Raw genomic sequence first — 13750 nt, 5'->3', positions numbered from 1 at the left:
TTACTTGGAGTAGAATTCCACAACGAGTTGTTCGTTGATATCGCTAGACAGTTCGGAACGTTCCGGAGCGGATTTGAAAGTGCCTTCCATTTTCTTGGAGTCAACCAGGACCCAAGACGGGAAACCACCCTGCTCGGCCAGAGCCAGACCTTCTACGATACGGGCCTGTTTCTTGGCTTTTTCACGGACGGACACTACGTCACCGGCTTTAACCTGGTAGGACGGAATGTTCACAACCTGGCCGTTCACAACGATAGCCTTGTGGCTAACCAGCTGGCGCGCTTCGGCGCGAGTGGAGCCAAAGCCCATGCGATATACAACGTTGTCCAGGCGGGCCTCGAGCAGCTTCAGCAGGTTTTCACCCGTGGAGCCTTTGCGACGCACAGCTTCCGCAAAGTAATTGCGGAACTGACGCTCGAGTACACCGTAAATACGACGGATTTTCTGCTTTTCACGCAGTTGCACACCGTAGTCAGACAGGCGGCTCTTACGAGCGCCATGCTGGCCCGGAGGGCTATCCAGTTTGCACTTGGAATCCAGTGCACGACGTGCGCTCTTCAGGAAAAGGTCGGTGCCTTCACGACGAGCGAGTTTGCACTTAGGGCCGATATAACGTGCCATGTTCTCACACTCTCCGAATTAGATACGACGTTTTTTGGGCGGACGGCAACCGTTGTGCGGTACCGGCGTCACGTCGGAGATGCTGGTGATCTTGAAACCCAGCGCGTTGAGTGCGCGAACAGCGGATTCACGACCCGGACCCGGGCCCTTGATACGAACTTCGAGGTTCTTCACACCGTATTCTTGGGCAACTTTACCAGCGTGCTCTGCTGCTACTTGAGCAGCAAAGGGTGTACTCTTGCGCGAGCCCTTGAAACCAGCGCCGCCAGAGGTAGCCCAAGACAATGCATTGCCTTGACGGTCGGTGATCGTGATGATGGTGTTGTTGAACGAAGCGTGCACGTGCACGATACCTTCGCTAACAGACTTGCGCACTTTCTTGCGTACACGAACTGCTGTGTTTGCTTTAGCCATTATCTGTTGTTCCTATTGATTACTTCTTGCCGGCGATCGCCTTACGCGGTCCCTTGCGGGTACGAGCGTTAGTGCGAGTGCGCTGACCGCGGCACGGCAGGCCACGACGATGGCGGAAGCCGCGATAGCAGCCCATGTCCATCAGACGCTTGATGCTCATGGTGACTTCGCGGCGCAGATCACCTTCAACGGTGAACTTGGCGACTTCGTCACGCAGAGTTTCCATCTCGGCGTCCGTCAGATCCTTCACTTTCGTGGAAGGGTTCACGCTGGCAGCAGCACAAATCTGCTGGGCGCGAGTCTGACCGATGCCAAAAATTGCCTGCAGGCCGATAACGGCATGCGCATGATTGGGGATGTTTACCCCTGCAATACGGGCCATACTCTTTCCTTAAGCCTTAAGACCTTGAAAAGTTTGCGATTGTAACACGCAAATCCAGGTCTAACAAATGTTAGCCTTGTTTTTGCTTGTGACGCGGATCCGTGCAAATCACGCGAACTACGCGATTGCGACGAATGATTTTGCAGTTGCGGCAAATCTTCTTTACCGAAGGCTGTACTCGCATGTCAGTTCCTTTCAATCCTCTAAAAGAGCAAGTGCGTTATTTCGCACGGAACACTATCCGGGACAGGCAGGACCGCGGGGGGATTCCCCTCGCCCCAAACCGCCGTCAGATTGGATGCGAATGCCTTCGCAATCGCATCCCGTCTGAAGTGCCCGGTTACCACGTGTCCATTCACAAGCAAAACTCCGAAGCGAACTTCGGAATTTCGCACTGCATCTGGATGGTGTCTTCCTTAGCCAATAACCCAGCGTGAGCTCAAGTTGTCAGCGCGTGAGCGCGTTGCCTTTGAAGTTGGCCTTCTTCAGCAAGCTCTCGTACTGATGCGACAGCACGTAAGACTGTACCTGCGCCATGAAATCCATGGTAACCACCACGATGATCAGCAGCGAGGTGCCGCCGAAGTAGAACGGTACGTTCCACTTCAAGATCAGGAATTCCGGCAGCAAGCAGACCAGTGTGATGTAGATCGCACCAATCAGCGTCAGCCGCAGAATGATCTTCTCGATGTATCGGGAAGTCTGCTCACCTGGACGAATACCCGGGATGAAGGCACCGCTCTTCTTCAAGTTGTCAGCCGTTTCCTTCGGGTTGAATACCAACGCCGTGTAGAAATAGCAGAAGAAGACGATGGCCGCCGCATACAGCAGCACGTAGATCGGCTGACCGGGATGCAGTTTGTCTGCAATGCCCTTCAACCAGCCCATGTGCTCGCCCTGGCCAAACCAACCGAGAACGGTGGCCGGGAACAGGATGATGCTGGACGCGAAAATCGGCGGAATCACCCCCGCCATGTTGAGCTTGAGCGGCAGATGCGTGCTCTGGCCCTGCATGACGCGATTGCCCACCTGCCGCTTGGCGTAGTTCACCAGGACTTTGCGTTGGCCGCGCTCGGCGTACACCACCACATAAGTCACTACGATCACTCCGACAAACAACACGACGGCAAACAGGATGGGCAAAGAACCCTGACTGGTCAGAGTCAAGGTCTTGCCGATCGCAGCCGGAACGCCTGCGGCGATACCCGCGCAGATGATCAACGAAATACCGTTGCCAATTCCGCGCTCGGTGATCTGCTCGCCCAGCCACATGAGGAACATGGTGCCGGTTACCAGCGATACGACTGTCGTCAGGTAGAACTCCCACTGCGGAGTCACCACCAGGTTAGGCTGCTTGTACAGCATCACCGCAATGCCGAAACTTTGGAAAGTCGCGAGCAAAACGGTGGCGTAACGTGTGTACTGGGTTATCTTACGACGTCCCGCATCGCCCTCCTTCTTCAGCTGCTTGAGGCTCGGAAGAACCTCGGAGGCAAGCTGAAGAATGATGGAGGCGGAGATGTACGGCATGATGCCGATGGCAAACACCGTAAACCTCGAGAGGGCGCCGCCCGAGAACATGTTGAACATGTCGAGCAGGCCCGTCTGCGATGAGTGGAACAACTTCGCTAGCTCGGCAGGGTTGATACCCGGAACCGGAATGTGGGCACCGATGCGATAAACGATCAGGGCACCAATCAGGAACCAGATTCGACGCTTGAGATCACCAAACTTATTGGCATTTGCCACTAGAGAAGTATTCGCCACAGATTATTGCCTTATTCTACGCTGCCGCCGGCAGCTTCGATGGCGGCGCGAGCGCCGGCAGTTACGCCAACGCCGCGCAGTTTTACTGCGCGCTCAATCTTGCCGGACAGCACCACCTTGGCGGAAGTCACCTGGATGGAAGCCAGACCAGCTTGCTTGAGAGAGAGCAGGTCGATTTCATCAACCGGCAGCAGGTTCAGTTCAGACAGGCGAATCTCGGCAACCTTGCCTGCGTTCAGCGACTTGAAGCCGCGCTTCGGCAGACGACGTTGCAGCGGCATTTGACCGCCTTCGAAACCAACCTTGTGGAAACCACCTGCACGGCTCTTCTGACCTTTGTGACCGCGGCCACAAGTCTTGCCCAGGCCGCTGCCGATGCCACGGCCTACACGGCGCTTGGCATGCTTGGCGCCGGCACCCGGCTGTACAGTGTTCAGCAGCATCGCTTAGCCCTCGAATTTCAACAAGTAGCTGATCTTGTTGATCATGCCACGGTTTTCAGGGGTATCGAGCACTTCAACAGTCTGGCGAATCTTCTTCAGACCCAGACCACGGGCGCAAGCCTTGTGAGACTCCAGGCGACCGATCAGGCTCTTTACCAGAGTGACCTTTACAGTCTTGGCGTTACTCATGGCTCACCCCCAGGATGTCCTCGACGCTCAGGCCACGCTTGGAGGCGATTTGCGCCGGGGTGTTGATGTTGCTCAGACCATCCAGAGTTGCACGCACCACGTTGTACGGGTTGGTGGAACCATGAATTTTCGCCGAGACGTTATGAACACCCATAGCATCAAAGATAGCGCGCATCGGGCCGCCGGCTTTCACACCGGTACCTTCTTTAGCGGGCTGGATGAATACAGTAGTAGCGCCGTGCTTGCCAACCACAGTGTGGTGGAAAGTGCCGTTTTTCAACGGAACCTTAACCATGTTGTGGCGAGCTTGTTCCATTGCCTTTTGTACGGCAACCGGAACTTCCTTGGAACGGCCCTTACCCATGCCGATTCCGCCATCGCCATCACCAACCACGGTCAAGGCGGAGAAAGCCATGATACGGCCGCCTTTAACCACTTTGGTGACGCGGTTGACGCTGATCATTTTCTCGACCAGACCGTCGCCACGATCTTCCGTTTCGTGTTTAGCCATTCTTCACTCCGAATTAGAATACGAGACCGTGTTCGCGAGCGGCGTCAGCCAGCGCTTTCATACGACCGTGGTATTTGAAACCAGAGCGGTCGAAAGCAACTTTCTCGATGCCAGCAGCTTTTGCTTTTTCAGCAATGCGCTTGCCGATCACGGCTGCAGTTGCCACGTTGCCGCCATTTTTGAGATCAGCGCGCACGTCGGCTTCCAGCGAAGAAGCGCTGGCCAGTACTTTGCTGCCGGTCTCATCAACGATCTGGGCATAAATGTGGCTATTGGTGCGATACACAGTGAGACGCACCATCTTGAGCTCCGCGATCCGGGCACGGGTTTTACGTGCGCGGCGGAGTCGAGCTTGTTTCTTGTCCATATCAGTGCCTCAGTTACTTCTTCTTGGTTTCTTTCAGAACCACAACCTCATCAGCGTAACGAACGCCCTTGCCTTTGTACGGCTCAGGAGCGCGGTAAGCGCGGATTTCGGCAGCCACCTGGCCAACGCGCTGTTTGTCAGCGCCTTTGATCAGGATCTCGGTCTGACTCGGGGTCTCAGCTTTAACGCCTTCAGGCATTTGATGAGCCACCGGGTGGGAGAAACCCAGAGACAGGTTCAGGGTGTCGCCTTGAGCCTGGGCACGATAGCCCACGCCTACCAGCTGCAGCTTCTTCTCGAAGCCTTTGGACACGCCGGTCACCATATTGTTCAGCAGCGCGCGCAGGGTGCCGGACATGGCACGAGCGAATTTGCTGTCGTTCTTGGCGGCGAATGTCAGTTGGCCGTTGTCCAGCTTGACATCTACCTCTTCGCACAGAGCGGTGCTCAGGGAGCCCAGGGCGCCCTTAACAGTCACTTCTGCAGCGCCGAACTTCACTTCGACGCCAGCCGGGATGACTACGGGATTCTTAGCTACGCGAGACATTTGACCCCCTTAAGCCACGACGCACAGCAACTCGCCGCCGATGCCGGCCGCGCGCGCTTTGCGATCAGTCATAACGCCTTTGGAGGTGGACAGGATAGCCACGCCCAAGCCATTCATGACTTTCGGGATTTCGGTGGAGCCCTTGTACACACGCAGGCCAGGGCGGGAGACGCGGTCAATGCGCTCAATCACCGGACGGCCAGCATAGTACTTGAGCTGGATATCGAGAACAGGCTTCTTCTCTTCGCCGGCAACGGCGAAGTCTTCGATGTAGCCTTCTTCTTTCAACACCTGCGCCAGCGCAATTTTCAGCTTGGAAGACGGCATGGAAACTGCCACCTTGGAAGCCATTTGGCCGTTGCGGATGCGGGTCAACATATCGGAAATAGGATCGTGCATGCTCATTTATGTGTCTCCTATTACCAGCTGGCCTTCACAACCCCCGGAATCTCGCCCTTCAGAGCGATTTCACGGAGTTTGTTACGACCCAGACCGAATTTGCGGAATACGCCACGCGGACGACCGGTGATGGCGCAGCGACGACGCTGGCGAACCGGGGAAGCATTGCGCGGCAGCTGCTGCAGTTGCAGGCGAGCTGCAAAGCGCTCTTCTTCCGAGAGGCTTTGATTGTTGATAGTCGCGATAAGGGCTTCGCGCTTGGCAGCAAATTTTGCAGCCAGCTTGACACGCTTCTCTTCGCGCTGAATCAGTGCAAGTTTTGCCATGTGCTTAACCCTTGAACGGGAACTTGAACGCGGCCAGCAAAGCGCGGGCCTCTTCGTCAGTCTTCGCGGTGGTGGTAACAGTAATGTTCATACCACGCAGAGCATCGATCTTGTCGTACTCGATTTCCGGGAAGATGATCTGTTCTTTAACGCCCATGTTGTAGTTGCCGCGGCCGTCGAAAGACTTGGCGGAAACACCACGGAAGTCGCGAACGCGCGGCAGCGCGATCGTCACCAGGCGGTCCAGGAACTCGTACATGCGTTCGCGACGCAGAGTTACCTTGCAACCTACCGGGTAGTGATCGCGAATCTTGAAGCCTGCGATGGATTTGCGAGCGGTGGTGACAACCGGCTTCTGGCCGGCGATCTTTTCCAAGTCGCCCACGGCGAAATCCATTACCTTTTTATCGGCAACAGCTTCGCCCACACCCATGTTCACAGTGATCTTCTCAATGCGCGGGACTTGCATGATCGACTTGTAGCCGAACTGTTTCATCAGTTCAGGCACTACGGTGTCTTTGTAGAAATCGTAGAGACGTGCCATGTTTTGTTCCTTACGCGCCAATGACTTCGCCGTTGGACTTGAACACGCGTACCTTGCGGCCGTCTTCAAGAACCTTGAAGCCTACGCGGTCAGCCTTTTGGCTTGCCGGATTGAAAATGGCGACGTTCGATGCGTCAACAGGCATGGTCTTTTCAACGATGCCGCCGGCCACGCCACGCACCGGATTCGGCTTCTGGTGTTTCTTGGCGACATTCACGCCTTCAACAACCAGTTTCTCGTCCAGAACGCGCAGAACGGTGCCGCGCTTACCTTTGTCTTTGCCGGTGATTACTACGACTTCATCACCCTTGCGAATTTTGCGCATGCGATCTCCTTACAGTACTTCAGGAGCCAGCGAAACGATCTTCATGAAGCGCTCGGTACGCAGTTCACGCGTAACAGGCCCGAAGATACGAGTGCCGATAGGCTCAAGCTTGTTGTTGAGCAGGACGGCGGCATTGCCGTCGAACTTGATCAACGAGCCATCCGGACGACGCACGCCTTTGGCAGTGCGAACCACAACCGCGTTGTAAACGTCGCCTTTTTTGACGCGTCCGCGCGGAGCAGCATCCTTGATGGTCACCTTGATGATGTCGCCTACGCTTGCATAGCGACGCTTGGAACCGCCCAATACCTTGATGCACATAACGTGACGCGCACCTGTATTGTCAGCGACCTCAAGCATGGTCTGCATTTGAATCATGTGATGATTACCTTTCTAATCCAACTTTATCCGTCACTCTCACCTGCCGGTTTCTCGCATAAGAGCAAGACCAAACAGACGAAACGCCACAGAAACTGTGGCGTATCCAACGGCCAGTTTTGGACCCCGTAAGGGCGGAACTCCTACTCGATAGGAGTAGGAAGATGGCCATTATACAGGGAGCTTTCGCCCCCTGCAAGTCTTTACACCTGGCGGGATTTCTCTACCAGGGCAGTTACCACCCACGTCTTGGTCTTCGAGAGCGGACGGGACTCGCTGATAACAACGATATCGCCGGCCTTGAACTCGTTGTTCTCGTCGTGCGCGTGGAACTTCTTAGAACGACGGATAATTTTGCCGTAGATCGGGTGCTTTACTTTGCGCTCGACCAGTACGGTCACGGTCTTATCCATCTTGTCGCTGACTACGGTACCGGTCAGCGTACGTACCACTTTGGTTTCGCTCATCTTAAACTGCCTTTTCTTTCAGAACGGTGCGCACGCGAGCGATGTCGCGACGTACTTTCTTCAGTTCAGAGGTCTTGGCGAGTTGCTGAGTGGCGTGCTGCATACGCAGAGCAAACTGGGCCTTCAAGAGGCTAAGCAGTTCCGCCTTCAGCTCGTCAACAGTTTTGGCTTTCAGTTCGGACGCTTTCATTACTGACCTACCTGTCTAGTTACAAACACAGTGGCGATCGGCAACTTGGCTGCGGCCAGACGGAAAGCTTCACGAGCGAGTTCCTCGGAAACACCATCCATTTCATACAGCATCTTGCCAGGCTGGATTTCGGCCACGTAGTACTCCGGAGAGCCTTTACCCCCGCCCATACGAACTTCAGCAGGCTTGGAGGTGATCGGCTTGTCCGGGAAGATGCGGATCCAGATGCGGCCGCCACGTTTGATGTGACGGGTCATCGCGCGACGCGCAGCTTCGATCTGGCGCGCGGTCAGACGACCACGACCAACCGCCTTCAGACCGAAATCACCAAAGCTCACTTTGTTGCCACGAGTAGCGATACCCGTGTTGCGGCCTTTATGCTGTTTACGGTACTTGAGTCTAGTTGGCTGCAGCATTTCGAGCACCCTTTCTCGATTTCTTCTCGGTCGCTACCGGAGCCGGCTGAACTTGACCCGGCTTGAGCTCGCCCTTGTATACCCATACCTTGATGCCGATGATCCCGTAGGTGGTCTTGGCTTCGGAGGTTGCGTAGTCTACGTCTGCGCGCAGGGTATGCAGCGGCACGCGGCCTTCGCGGTACCATTCGCTACGAGCGATGTCGATACCGTTCAGACGGCCGGAGCTCATGATCTTGATGCCTTGAGCACCCATGCGCATTGCGTTTTGCATAGCGCGTTTCATGGCGCGACGGAACATCACGCGCTTCTCCAGCTGGGAAGCGATGCCGTCGGCGATGATTTGAGCGTCCAGTTCCGGCTTGCGAACTTCTTCGATGTTCACATGCACAGGAACGCCCAGGCGCTTTTGCAGTTCTTGCTTGAGCAGCTCGATGTCTTCGCCTTTTTTACCGATCACAACACCCGGACGGGCGCTGTGGATGGTGATGCGGGCGGACTTAGCCGGGCGCTCGATGGTCACACGGCCAACCGAAGCGTGACCCAGACGCTTTTTCAGGAATTCGCGAACTTCGATATCCTGCTTCAGCATTTCCGGGAAGTTCTGCGAATTCGCGAACCACTTGGAAGACCAGTTTTTGTTAACGGCAAGACGGAATCCCGTCGGATGAATCTTCTGACCCATTTCTTACCCCTTAATTGCCAACGGTCAACGAGATGTGGCAGGTCTGCTTTTCGATGCGATTACCACGACCCTTAGCACGGGCAGTGAAACGCTTCAGACTAGCGCCTTTGTCAACAAAGATGCCGGTGACACGCAGGGTGTCAATGTCGGCGCCTTCGTTGTGCTCGGCGTTAGCGATGGCAGATTCCAGCACTTTCTTGATGATTACCGCGCCCTTCTTCGGGGAGAAGGCCAAGATATTCAGAGCCTGATCAACGGACTTGCCGCGGATCAGATCGGCCACCAGGCGGCATTTTTGTGCCGACAGGCGAACGCTTTTCAGATTTGCAGATACTCTCATCGCTTCACCTTATCTCTTCTTCGCCTTCTTATCGGCCGCGTGGCCTTTGAAGGTACGAGTCAGGGAGAATTCGCCCAGTTTATGGCCGACCATGTTTTCGGAAACATAAACAGGCACATGGGTGCGACCGTTGTGCACAGCGATGGTCAGACCAATGAAATCCGGCAGGATGGTCGAACGACGGGACCAAGTCTTGATCGGACGCTTGTCGCTGGTTGCCCGCACCGCATCTACTTTTTTCAGCAGATGCAGATCAACGAACGGGCCTTTTTTCTGCGAACGTGCCATTGTCAATTACCCTTTTTTGGAATAGCGACGGCGTACGATCATATTGTCGGTACGCTTGTTGCGACGGGTACGGAAGCCCTTAGTCGGAGTGCCCCACGGGCTAACCGGCACGCGGCCTTCGCCAGTACGGCCTTCACCACCACCATGCGGGTGGTCAACCGGGTTCATGGCAACGCCACGAACGGTCGGACGGATACCGCGCCAGCGAGTAGCGCCAGCCTTGCCCAGCTTGCGCAGGGAGTGCTCTTCGTTACCCACTTCACCAACAGTCGCTCGGCAATCAACGTGCACCAGGCGAATTTCGCCCGAACGCAGACGCAACTGAGCGTAAGCGCCTTCGCGAGCCAGCAGCATCGCGGATGCGCCAGCGGAACGAACCATCTGGGCGCCCTTGCCAGGCTGCATTTCCACGCAGTGGATAGTGGTACCCACCGGGATATTGCGGATCGGCAGAGCGTTACCGGCCTTGATCGGAGCTTCCGCGCCGGACAACAGCTCGGCGCCGGCCTTCACACCGCGCGGGGCGATGATGTAGCGACGCTCGCCATCGGCGTAGCACAGGAGGGCGATGTGGGCGGTGCGGTTCGGATCGTATTCGATGCGTTCCACTTTCGCCGGGATGCCATCCTTGTTGCGACGGAAGTCGATGATGCGGTAGTGCTTCTTATGGCCACCGCCACGATGACGCGTGGTGATGTGACCATTGTGGTTACGGCCACCGGTGGAAGATTTCTTTTCCAACAGGGCGGCGTGCGGAGCACCTTTGTGCAGGTCAGGGTTTACTACCTTGACAACGGCACGGCGGCCCGCGGAAGTCGGTTTTACCTTAACGATAGGCATGCTCTATCTCCTTACTCCGCTGCGGCCGGGGTAGCGGTCAGATCAATTTCTTGACCTTCCACCAGGCTAACGTAGGCCTTTTTCCAGTCACTGCGACGACCGATGGAACGGCCAAAGCGCTTAACCTTGCCCTTGACATTGACAGTGGAAACACCTTCAACTTTTACATTGAACAGCATTTCAACAGCAGCCTTGATTTCCGGCTTGGTCGCATCTTTAGCAACGCGGAACGCCATTTGCTGGTTCTTCTCAGCAATCATGGTGCTCTTTTCGGAAACGATGGGAGCAAGAATTACTTGCAACAGACGTTCTTGATTCATGCCCACTGCTCCTCAAGTTGCTTCACAGCGTCGCGAGTGATCACGGTCTTCTTGAAGCGCAACAGGCTGTACGGGTCAGCTTGAACCGCTTCGATAACCAGCACGTTCGTCAGGTTACGCGAAGAGAGATAGAGGTTTTCGCTCAGCTCGCTAGTGATGAACAAAGCTTGCTCCAGGCCCATGGGCTGAACGGCGCCAACGAATTCTTTGGTCTTCGGGCTTTCAACGTTCAGTTCGTCAACCACGATCAGACGCTCGTCGCGGACCAGCTGCGACAGAATCGCGGCCATGCCTGCACGGAACATCTTGCGGTTAACTTTCTGGGTGAAGTTCTCGTCCGGCTTGTTCGGGAAGGCACGGCCACCACCACGACGGTTCGGGGTGGAAGTCATACCGGCACGAGCGTTACCAGTACCTTTCTGACGGAAAGGCTTCTTGGTCGAGTGCTTCACTTCAGCACGGGTCAGCTGGGCGCGGTTGGCGCTACGAGCATTCGCCAGGAATGCGGTAACGACCTGGTGCACCAGAGCTTCGTTGTACTCGCGGCCGAACAAAGAGTCGGACACTTGCAGGCTGCCAACAGCCTTGCCTTGGGTATTGATTACATTCAATTCCATCACGCACCTGCCTTCACGCTAGGACGAACGACAACGTCACCGTTCTTGGCGCCAGGAACAGCACCTTTAACCAGAATCAGTTGACGCTCGGCATCGACACGAACGATTTCCAGGCACTGCACGGTGCTCTTGACGTTACCGTATTGGCCCGCCATGCGCTTACCCGGGAAAACGCGGCCCGGATCTTGCGCCTGACCGATGGAACCCGGCGTGTTATGCGAACGCGAGTTACCATGGGAAGCACGGTTGGAAGAGAAGTTGTGACGCTTGATCACGCCGGAGAAGCCTTTACCTTTGGAGGTGCCGGTTACATCAACCAGTTGACCAACGGTGAAGATCTCAACAGCGATGGCATCGCCCTGCTTGAAGTTGGACAGATCGGAGGCGGTCAGCGGAAACTCGACCAGACCCAGACCTGCTTCAACGCCAGCCTTGGCGAAGTGGCCCGCGGCAGCCTTAACAACACGGCTGGCCTTTTTGGAGCCATAGGTAACCTGCACGGCATTGTAGCCGTCGGTTTCAGCAGTTTTGATTTGCGTGACGCGGTTAGCGGACATGTCCAGCACAGTTACCGGGATGGTTGCGCCATCTTCGGCAAAAATGCGGGTCATGCCGACTTTGCGACCGACAAGACCTAAACTCATGTTTATTTCCTTTTTCAGGCGCCGATTACGATTGACCGGCATAAAAAACACGACAGAAAAAACAAAAACGGACTCGCCAAAATGGCGAGTCCGCTAATGTATCACAGAAAATTCAAGAATCGCAAGAACTTAGCTCGCAAACCCTTGAACTTAAGCGATTACTGCAGCTTGATTTCCACATCAACACCGGCCGGCAGGTCGAGCTTCATCAGAGCGTCGACGGTCTTGTCGGTCGGATCCACGATGTCCATCAGACGCAGGTGAGTGCGGATTTCCAGCTGGTCCCGGGAAGTCTTGTTCACGTGCGGGGAACGCAGAACGTTGAAACGCTCGATTTTGGTCGGCAGCGGAACCGGGCCCTTAACAACGGCGCCGGTGCGCTTGGCGGTTTCAACGATTTCCTGAGCAGAGCGATCGATCAGGTTGTAATCGAAAGCTTTCAGGCGGATGCGGATTTTCTGGCTAGACATTAGATTCTCCGATCCTTAAGCGATGATCTTGGCAACAACGCCGGCGCCGACGGTACGACCGCCTTCGCGGATGGCGAAACGCAGACCATCTTCCATGGCGATCGGAGCGATCAGCTCAACCGTGATCTCCACGTTGTCGCCCGGCATTACCATTTCCACGCCTTCCGACAGGGTAACGGCGCCCGTTACGTCGGTGGTGCGGAAGTAGAACTGCGGACGGTAGTTCGCGAAGAACGGGGTGTGACGGCCACCTTCGTCTTTGCTCAGTACGTATACCGAAGCCTGGAACTTGGTGTGCGGGGTGATGGAACCCGGCTTGGCCAGTACCTGACCACGCTCAACGTCTTCACGCTTGGTGCCGCGCAGCAGCACGCCCACGTTGTCGCCGGCTTGACCTTGGTCCAGCAGCTTGCGGAACATTTCCACGCCGGTGCAAGTGGTCTTCGCGGTAGCCTTCAGACCCACGATTTCCAGTTCTTCGCCGACTTTAACAATGCCGCGCTCCACGCGACCGGTTACCACGGTGCCGCGGCCGGAGATCGAGAACACGTCTTCGATCGGCAGCAGGAACGGCTTGTCGATGGCGCGTTCCGGAGTCGGGATGTAGGAATCCAGAGCAGCAGCCAGCTTGAAGATGGCCGGTTCGCCGTATTCGGACTGGTCGCCTTCCAGCGCCAGACGAGCGGAGCCGATCACCACCGGGGTGTCGTCGCCCGGGAAGTCGTAGGAAGACAGCAGATCGCGAACTTCCATTTCAACCAGTTCCAGCAGCTCAGCGTCGTCCACCAGGTCGGCCTTGTTCAGGAACACGATGATGTACGGAACGCCAACCTGACGGGACAGCAGGATGTGTTCGCGGGTTTGCGGCATCGGACCGTCAGCGGCCGAGCACACCAGGATAGCGCCGTCCATCTGGGCAGCACCGGTAATCATGTTCTTAACGTAGTCGGCGTGACCCGGGCAGTCTACGTGAGCGTAGTGACGGGACTCGGTTTCGTATTCTACGTGAGCGGTATTAATGGTAATACCACGAGCCTTCTCTTCCGGCGCGCTGTCGATCTGGGAGTAGTCTTTGGCTTCGCCGCCGAACTTCTTGGACAGAATGGTGGTGATAGCAGCGGTCAGAGTGGTTTTACCATGGTCCACGTGACCGATGGTGCCTACGTTTACGTGCGGTTTGGTCCGCTCAAACTTTTCTTTTGCCATTTTGCAAAAATCCTTAATTAAAGAACATTAGATCGGGACTGACCGGACCTTTCG

The 13750-nt window shown here is 55.8% G+C and carries 27 protein-coding genes; all 27 read right to left on the bottom strand.

Annotated elements, in window-relative coordinates:
- The 27 genes from rpsD to tuf all read right to left on the bottom strand — a co-directional run bounded on the left by rpsD (position 1) and on the right by tuf (position 13696).
- Positions 1-621, bottom strand: a complete 621-nt coding sequence (gene rpsD, locus QUG03_RS15765) for a 30S ribosomal protein S4 (RefSeq protein WP_043594097.1) — start codon at positions 619-621, stop codon at positions 1-3.
- An 18-nt stretch (positions 622-639) separates the two neighbouring features.
- The gene (gene rpsK / locus QUG03_RS15760; RefSeq protein WP_008955659.1) at positions 640-1035 is read right to left on the bottom strand and encodes a 30S ribosomal protein S11; all 396 of its coding nucleotides are present in this window, start codon (positions 1033-1035) and stop codon (positions 640-642) included.
- A gap of 19 nt (positions 1036-1054) precedes the next feature.
- Positions 1055-1417, bottom strand: a complete 363-nt coding sequence (gene rpsM / locus QUG03_RS15755) for a 30S ribosomal protein S13 (RefSeq protein ID WP_048411917.1) — start codon at positions 1415-1417, stop codon at positions 1055-1057.
- Positions 1418-1487: 70 nt separating this feature from the next.
- Positions 1488-1601 carry a 50S ribosomal protein L36 gene (gene rpmJ, locus QUG03_RS15750; RefSeq protein WP_011137711.1) on the bottom strand — a complete coding sequence of 38 codons (114 nt, stop codon included), beginning with the start codon at positions 1599-1601 and terminating at the stop codon, positions 1488-1490.
- A gap of 263 nt (positions 1602-1864) precedes the next feature.
- Positions 1865-3184 carry a preprotein translocase subunit SecY gene (secY, locus tag QUG03_RS15745; protein ID WP_039755684.1) on the bottom strand — a complete coding sequence of 440 codons (1320 nt, stop codon included), beginning with the start codon at positions 3182-3184 and terminating at the stop codon, positions 1865-1867.
- Between the two features lie 11 nt (positions 3185-3195).
- Entirely contained in the window at positions 3196-3627 is a 432-nt protein-coding gene (gene rplO, locus QUG03_RS15740) for a 50S ribosomal protein L15 (RefSeq protein WP_048413704.1), read from the bottom strand.
- 3 nt (positions 3628-3630) lie between these two features.
- Positions 3631-3816, bottom strand: a complete 186-nt coding sequence (rpmD, locus tag QUG03_RS15735; protein ID WP_011137715.1) for a 50S ribosomal protein L30 — start codon at positions 3814-3816, stop codon at positions 3631-3633.
- On the bottom strand, positions 3809-4327 hold the full coding sequence (rpsE, locus tag QUG03_RS15730) for a 30S ribosomal protein S5 (RefSeq protein WP_043594101.1): 519 nt from the start codon (positions 4325-4327) through the stop codon (positions 3809-3811). The genes rpmD and rpsE overlap by 8 nt, the downstream gene beginning before the upstream one ends.
- A 13-nt stretch (positions 4328-4340) precedes the next feature.
- Complete coding sequence (rplR, locus tag QUG03_RS15725; protein ID WP_048411919.1) at positions 4341-4694, bottom strand: 50S ribosomal protein L18; 354 nt, start codon at positions 4692-4694, stop codon at positions 4341-4343.
- A gap of 13 nt (positions 4695-4707) precedes the next feature.
- The gene (gene rplF, locus QUG03_RS15720; protein ID WP_019104496.1) at positions 4708-5241 is read right to left on the bottom strand and encodes a 50S ribosomal protein L6; all 534 of its coding nucleotides are present in this window, start codon (positions 5239-5241) and stop codon (positions 4708-4710) included.
- A gap of 9 nt (positions 5242-5250) precedes the next feature.
- A complete protein-coding gene (gene rpsH / locus QUG03_RS15715) occupies positions 5251-5646 on the bottom strand; it encodes a 30S ribosomal protein S8 (RefSeq protein ID WP_019104495.1) in 396 nt (131 codons plus the stop codon).
- A gap of 14 nt (positions 5647-5660) precedes the next feature.
- Entirely contained in the window at positions 5661-5966 is a 306-nt protein-coding gene (gene rpsN, locus QUG03_RS15710) for a 30S ribosomal protein S14 (protein WP_081546296.1), read from the bottom strand.
- Between the two features lie 4 nt (positions 5967-5970).
- Entirely contained in the window at positions 5971-6510 is a 540-nt protein-coding gene (gene rplE, locus QUG03_RS15705; protein ID WP_019104493.1) for a 50S ribosomal protein L5, read from the bottom strand.
- A 10-nt stretch (positions 6511-6520) separates the two neighbouring features.
- Complete coding sequence (gene rplX / locus QUG03_RS15700) at positions 6521-6835, bottom strand: 50S ribosomal protein L24 (RefSeq protein ID WP_048413703.1); 315 nt, start codon at positions 6833-6835, stop codon at positions 6521-6523.
- A 9-nt stretch (positions 6836-6844) separates the two neighbouring features.
- Positions 6845-7213, bottom strand: a complete 369-nt coding sequence (gene rplN / locus QUG03_RS15695; RefSeq protein ID WP_019104491.1) for a 50S ribosomal protein L14 — start codon at positions 7211-7213, stop codon at positions 6845-6847.
- Between the two features lie 203 nt (positions 7214-7416).
- A complete protein-coding gene (rpsQ, locus tag QUG03_RS15690) occupies positions 7417-7680 on the bottom strand; it encodes a 30S ribosomal protein S17 (RefSeq protein ID WP_043594104.1) in 264 nt (87 codons plus the stop codon).
- A gap of 1 nt (position 7681) precedes the next feature.
- Entirely contained in the window at positions 7682-7870 is a 189-nt protein-coding gene (gene rpmC / locus QUG03_RS15685) for a 50S ribosomal protein L29 (RefSeq protein ID WP_011137725.1), read from the bottom strand.
- Positions 7870-8286, bottom strand: a complete 417-nt coding sequence (gene rplP, locus QUG03_RS15680; protein ID WP_019101458.1) for a 50S ribosomal protein L16 — start codon at positions 8284-8286, stop codon at positions 7870-7872. The genes rpmC and rplP overlap by 1 nt, the downstream gene beginning before the upstream one ends.
- Positions 8270-8971: a 30S ribosomal protein S3 gene (rpsC, locus tag QUG03_RS15675; protein WP_043594108.1), complete on the bottom strand. Its 702-nt coding sequence runs from the start codon at positions 8969-8971 to the stop codon at positions 8270-8272. The genes rplP and rpsC overlap by 17 nt, the downstream gene beginning before the upstream one ends.
- A gap of 10 nt (positions 8972-8981) precedes the next feature.
- Positions 8982-9311, bottom strand: coding sequence for a 50S ribosomal protein L22 (gene rplV, locus QUG03_RS15670; RefSeq protein WP_019099946.1), 330 nt, complete (start codon positions 9309-9311; stop codon positions 8982-8984).
- Between the two features lie 9 nt (positions 9312-9320).
- Positions 9321-9599: a 30S ribosomal protein S19 gene (gene rpsS / locus QUG03_RS15665; protein ID WP_019099947.1), complete on the bottom strand. Its 279-nt coding sequence runs from the start codon at positions 9597-9599 to the stop codon at positions 9321-9323.
- A 6-nt stretch (positions 9600-9605) separates the two neighbouring features.
- Positions 9606-10439: a 50S ribosomal protein L2 gene (rplB, locus tag QUG03_RS15660; protein WP_082158849.1), complete on the bottom strand. Its 834-nt coding sequence runs from the start codon at positions 10437-10439 to the stop codon at positions 9606-9608.
- 11 nt (positions 10440-10450) lie between these two features.
- Positions 10451-10759, bottom strand: coding sequence for a 50S ribosomal protein L23 (rplW, locus tag QUG03_RS15655; protein WP_019100830.1), 309 nt, complete (start codon positions 10757-10759; stop codon positions 10451-10453).
- A complete protein-coding gene (gene rplD / locus QUG03_RS15650) occupies positions 10756-11376 on the bottom strand; it encodes a 50S ribosomal protein L4 (RefSeq protein ID WP_048413700.1) in 621 nt (206 codons plus the stop codon). Before rplD ends, rplW begins: the two co-directional genes overlap by 4 nt.
- Positions 11376-12020 carry a 50S ribosomal protein L3 gene (gene rplC, locus QUG03_RS15645; protein ID WP_500820371.1) on the bottom strand — a complete coding sequence of 215 codons (645 nt, stop codon included), beginning with the start codon at positions 12018-12020 and terminating at the stop codon, positions 11376-11378. Before rplC ends, rplD begins: the two co-directional genes overlap by 1 nt.
- Positions 12021-12178: 158 nt before the next feature.
- On the bottom strand, positions 12179-12490 hold the full coding sequence (gene rpsJ / locus QUG03_RS15640; RefSeq protein ID WP_011137734.1) for a 30S ribosomal protein S10: 312 nt from the start codon (positions 12488-12490) through the stop codon (positions 12179-12181).
- 15 nt (positions 12491-12505) lie between these two features.
- Positions 12506-13696, bottom strand: a complete 1191-nt coding sequence (gene tuf, locus QUG03_RS15635) for an elongation factor Tu (RefSeq protein ID WP_227106574.1) — start codon at positions 13694-13696, stop codon at positions 12506-12508.
- Positions 13697-13750 lie beyond the last annotated feature (54 nt).

The organism is Chromobacterium sp. CCUG 30098, from assembly GCF_059916605.1.
Note: the sequence above shows the minus strand (reverse complement) of the source record. Positions and strands in the feature narration are given on the sequence as shown.

Coding starts and splice junctions, on each gene's coding strand:
- rpsD (WP_043594097.1), bottom strand. CDS start 621: ATGGCACGTTATATCGGCCCTAAGTGCAAACTCGCTCGTCGTGAAGGC.
- rpsK (WP_008955659.1), bottom strand. CDS start 1,035: ATGGCTAAAGCAAACACAGCAGTTCGTGTACGCAAGAAAGTGCGCAAG.
- rpsM (WP_048411917.1), bottom strand. CDS start 1,417: ATGGCCCGTATTGCAGGGGTAAACATCCCCAATCATGCGCATGCCGTT.
- rpmJ (WP_011137711.1), bottom strand. CDS start 1,601: ATGCGAGTACAGCCTTCGGTAAAGAAGATTTGCCGCAACTGCAAAATC.
- rplO (WP_048413704.1), bottom strand. CDS start 3,627: ATGCTGCTGAACACTGTACAGCCGGGTGCCGGCGCCAAGCATGCCAAG.
- rpmD (WP_011137715.1), bottom strand. CDS start 3,816: ATGAGTAACGCCAAGACTGTAAAGGTCACTCTGGTAAAGAGCCTGATC.
- rpsE (WP_043594101.1), bottom strand. CDS start 4,327: ATGGCTAAACACGAAACGGAAGATCGTGGCGACGGTCTGGTCGAGAAA.
- rplR (WP_048411919.1), bottom strand. CDS start 4,694: ATGGACAAGAAACAAGCTCGACTCCGCCGCGCACGTAAAACCCGTGCC.
- rplF (WP_019104496.1), bottom strand. CDS start 5,241: ATGTCTCGCGTAGCTAAGAATCCCGTAGTCATCCCGGCTGGCGTCGAA.
- rpsH (WP_019104495.1), bottom strand. CDS start 5,646: ATGAGCATGCACGATCCTATTTCCGATATGTTGACCCGCATCCGCAAC.
- rpsN (WP_081546296.1), bottom strand. CDS start 5,966: ATGGCAAAACTTGCACTGATTCAGCGCGAAGAGAAGCGTGTCAAGCTG.
- rplE (WP_019104493.1), bottom strand. CDS start 6,510: ATGGCACGTCTCTACGATTTCTACAAAGACACCGTAGTGCCTGAACTG.
- rplX (WP_048413703.1), bottom strand. CDS start 6,835: ATGCGCAAAATTCGCAAGGGTGATGAAGTCGTAGTAATCACCGGCAAA.
- rplN (WP_019104491.1), bottom strand. CDS start 7,213: ATGATTCAAATGCAGACCATGCTTGAGGTCGCTGACAATACAGGTGCG.
- rpsQ (WP_043594104.1), bottom strand. CDS start 7,680: ATGAGCGAAACCAAAGTGGTACGTACGCTGACCGGTACCGTAGTCAGC.
- rpmC (WP_011137725.1), bottom strand. CDS start 7,870: ATGAAAGCGTCCGAACTGAAAGCCAAAACTGTTGACGAGCTGAAGGCG.
- rplP (WP_019101458.1), bottom strand. CDS start 8,286: ATGCTGCAGCCAACTAGACTCAAGTACCGTAAACAGCATAAAGGCCGC.
- rpsC (WP_043594108.1), bottom strand. CDS start 8,971: ATGGGTCAGAAGATTCATCCGACGGGATTCCGTCTTGCCGTTAACAAA.
- rplV (WP_019099946.1), bottom strand. CDS start 9,311: ATGAGAGTATCTGCAAATCTGAAAAGCGTTCGCCTGTCGGCACAAAAA.
- rpsS (WP_019099947.1), bottom strand. CDS start 9,599: ATGGCACGTTCGCAGAAAAAAGGCCCGTTCGTTGATCTGCATCTGCTG.
- rplB (WP_082158849.1), bottom strand. CDS start 10,439: ATGCCTATCGTTAAGGTAAAACCGACTTCCGCGGGCCGCCGTGCCGTT.
- rplW (WP_019100830.1), bottom strand. CDS start 10,759: ATGAATCAAGAACGTCTGTTGCAAGTAATTCTTGCTCCCATCGTTTCC.
- rplD (WP_048413700.1), bottom strand. CDS start 11,376: ATGGAATTGAATGTAATCAATACCCAAGGCAAGGCTGTTGGCAGCCTG.
- rplC (WP_500820371.1), bottom strand. CDS start 12,020: ATGAGTTTAGGTCTTGTCGGTCGCAAAGTCGGCATGACCCGCATTTTT.
- rpsJ (WP_011137734.1), bottom strand. CDS start 12,490: ATGTCTAGCCAGAAAATCCGCATCCGCCTGAAAGCTTTCGATTACAAC.
- tuf (WP_227106574.1), bottom strand. CDS start 13,696: ATGGCAAAAGAAAAGTTTGAGCGGACCAAACCGCACGTAAACGTAGGC.